The organism is Microbacterium sp. SZ1 (assembly GCF_002362255.1).
Classification (GTDB): Bacteria; Actinomycetota; Actinomycetes; order Actinomycetales; family Microbacteriaceae; genus Microbacterium.
In genome coordinates this window covers 1-3,586 of record NZ_LPVV01000020.1, presented here as the reverse complement: position 1 = coordinate 3,586, position 3,586 = coordinate 1, and the positions used below count along the sequence as shown (strand labels likewise).

General features: G+C 71.2%; 1 protein-coding gene. It reads left to right on the top strand.

What is annotated here, in order from left to right; genetic code table 11:
- Positions 1–3,586 (top strand): DUF7507 domain-containing protein (locus AUC47_RS09755; RefSeq protein ID WP_143740719.1); only part of this gene is annotated, 3,586 nt, incomplete at both ends.

Genomic DNA, 3,586 nt, shown 5'->3' with positions numbered 1-3,586 from the left:
GCCCGAGAGCATCGTCCCCACCCAGCCCGCCGCACCTCGCCTCTCGGTCGTCAACGGCGGGCGCCTTGCCGACGGCGCCACCGGGCGAGCCGGTGACGTCGTGACGTGGACGTACGTGCTGACCAACGACGGCAACGTCACCCTCAGCGGCGTCGCCCTCGCCGACGCCCTCGCCGGCGCCAGCGCACCGACCTACGTCTGGACGACCCCGGTCGGGGTCCTCCGCCCGCGCGAGTCGGTCACGGCGACCGCGACGTACACGCTCACCCAGGCCGACGTCGACGCGGGCGGCGTGACGAGCCTCGTCACCGGGACCGGCACCCCACCCAACGGCGGCGCCCCCGTCTCGGCATCCGCACCGGGCACGGTTCCGCTCGTCGCCGACCCCGCCCTCGTCGTCACGAAGGACGACATACCGACCGGCGGAGGCGCGGGCGACACGATCGACTACTCCTTCACGATCGAGAACCGCGGCAACGTGACCCTCTCGGGCGTCGTCCTCGCGGATTCGCTGCCCGGTCTCAGCATCCCGGTGATCAGCTGGCCGAACGTCGACCGGGTGCTCGCTCCCGGGGAGGTCGCCACGGCGACAGCGACGTACCTGATCACCCAGGCCGACGTCGATGCGGGTTCGGTGTCGAACACGGCGACGGTCAATGCGACCGCGCCGGGTGGAGGCTCGGTGACCGCGTCGTCGCCCGAGGTGGTCACCCTGCTCGACGCCGCTTCGCCGGCGGTGGAGACGACGAAGACTGCCGTCCTCGCCGCGGGTGGAACGGGCGCGGTCGGCGACGTGATCGAGTACACGGTCCGCGTTCGCAACGCCGGCAACGTGACGCTCGACGACGTCGGCATCGTCGACGAGCTCGAAGACCTCTCCGACATCGCGGTGGTGTGGCCCGGCGCCGAGGGCGTGCTCGCGCCGGATGAGACGCTCGTCGGAACAGCGCGCTACGTCATCACGCAGGCCGATGTCGACAGCGGCGGTGTCGCGAACATCGCCACCGGTTCCGGAACCGACCCCTCGGGCACCGTGGCGTCCGACGCCTCCGATCGTGTGCTGGTCCTCACCGTGGCGGCAGTGCCCGACGCCACCGTGAGCAAGACCGGTGTCCTCGCCCCGGGCGCGACCGGTCGTGTCGGCGACACGGTCCGGTACACGTTCGACGTCGTCAACTCGGGCAACGTGACGCTGCGCGACGTGCGACTCACGGACCCGCTCGACGGGCTCTCTGCGATCGAGGTCGACTGGCCGGCCGCGGCCGGAGAGCTCGCACCGGGCGCATCCGCCAGCGCGACCGCCGACTACGAACTGACCCAGGCGGACGTCGACCGCGGACGCGTCGACAACATCGCCACGCTGGCCGCCACGGCGCCTGACGAGTCGACCCTCGAGCGCACCGCATCCGCCACCGTCCCGATCATCGAGGACGCCGAACTCACCACCGTCAAGAGCGGTCGCATCCTCGAACCCGGCATCGGAGCGGTCGGTGACGTCATCGAGTACCAGCTCGTCGTGACCAACACCGGAAACGTGACCGTGCAGGAAGGTCGCCTGATCGACCGACTCGCGGGGCTCTCGCTGCCGGAGATCAACTGGCCCGGCCCCGAGGGCGAGCTGCTCGTGGGCGACACGGTCGTCGGCACCGCGAGGTACACGCTCACGCAGGCCGACATCGATCGCGGCTTCGTGCGCAACGTCGCCGGCGTCGAAGCAGTGACCGAGCAGGGAACGGTCGTCGTCGCGGACTCGAATCCCGTCATCATCAACACCGTCCAGCCCGCTGCCGCGCTCACCGTGGTGAAGGACGGGGTGGTCGACGGCGACGGCGGTGTGGGCGGAACGGTCGACTACACGTTCCGCATCACCAACTCGGGCAACGTCACGGTCAGCGCCATCACGCTCGACGATCCGATGCCCGGCCTCAGTGCACCCGAGATCAGCTGGCCGGGCACCCCGGAGGTGCTCGCTCCCGGGCAGACGGCCACGGCCGTAGCCGACTACACCATCACCCAGACCGACGTCGACGCGGGGTCGATCGCGAACGCCGCCACCGCGAGCGGCAGCTCCCGAGGCGGACCCGTCACGAGTCCCGCGGGAATCGAGACCGTCGACACGCAGGGCATCCAGGCGTCGATCGTCGTCACGAAGAACGCCGCACTGGACCCGGCCGCGACCGGCGTCGCCGGCGACGTCGTGACCTGGACGTACTCGCTCCAGAACACCAGCAACGTGACGCTGAGCGGCGTCTCGCTGACGGACCGGCTGGCGGCCTCCACGGCTCCGCTGTACGCGTGGCCGGATCCGGCACGACCCGGCGTACTGCTTCCCGGCCAGACGGTGACGGCCACGTCGACCTACGAGCTGACGCAAGCCGACGTGGACCGCGGTACGGTCGCCAGCGTCGTCGACGGAGCGGCGAGCCCGCCTCGCGGTGCCGACGTCGCCGGCTCCGCCACGGCCTCGGTCGAGATCGCCGCTCGTCCGGGTCTGGCCGCGACCAAGGCGGGCACGGTCGTCGGCGCCGGCGACGTGGGAGACACGATCGACTACGCGTTCGGCATAACGAACACCGGAAACGTCACGCTCACGCTCGTCGACCTCGTCGATGCACTCGCGGGTGTCAGCGCACCCTCGTTCGACTGGCCGGGGGAGCCGGGAGTGCTGCTCCCCGGGGACACAGTCGAGGCGACGGCCGACTACACGATCACGCAGGCGGACGTCGACCGCGGCTCGGTCACGAACATCGCGACCGCGAGCGGCAAGCCCCCGGTCGGCGACACCATCACGTCGAGCACCCCCGCCACGAACACGACTGTCGCGCCCGCCGCTCCCGCCCTGCTGACGGGCAAGACGGCCACCCTGCGCGGTGATGGATCAGTCGGCGACATCGTGGACTACGCCTTCACGATCGAGAACACCGGCAACGTGACCGTCTCCGGCATCACGCTGACCGATCCGCTTCCCGGACTCTCCGTACCGGCGCTGCGCTGGCCGGACGTGCCGGGCGTCCTCGCTCCGGGCGAGGTCGCGACCGCGACGGCGAGCTACGCGATCGTTCAGGCCGACGTGGATGCCGGCGAGATCGTCAATCAGGCGACCGCTGCCGGGGTCTCGCCGTCCGGAGCCGCGGTCGCCGACCCCTCGGACGCGGTGCGCACACCGACGGTCGATCGAGACCCCGCGATCGCCGTCGAGAAGACCGGCGCGCTCACCGCCGGGTCGACCGGTGAGGTCGGCGAACTCGTGCAGTTCGGCTTCCGCATCGCCAACATCGGGAACCAGACCCTCAGCACTGTCGAGCTCTCCGACGCCCTCCCCGGGATGAGCGCGATCGACATCACCTGGCCGAGCGATGCCCCGGGCGCCGAGGGCGTGCTGCCCGTCGGCTCCGAGGCCCGCGGAACCGCCACCTACGCGCTCACCCAGACCGACATCGACGCCGGGGCCGTGTCGAACTCGGTGGATGTCTCCGCCTCGACGCCCGCGGGCGACACCGTCGACGCCCTCGACGGCGCGACCGTCGTCATCCCGCGCACGCCCGCGTTGTCTGCGGTGAAGTCGGGTGTGTTGGGTGTGGGTGGT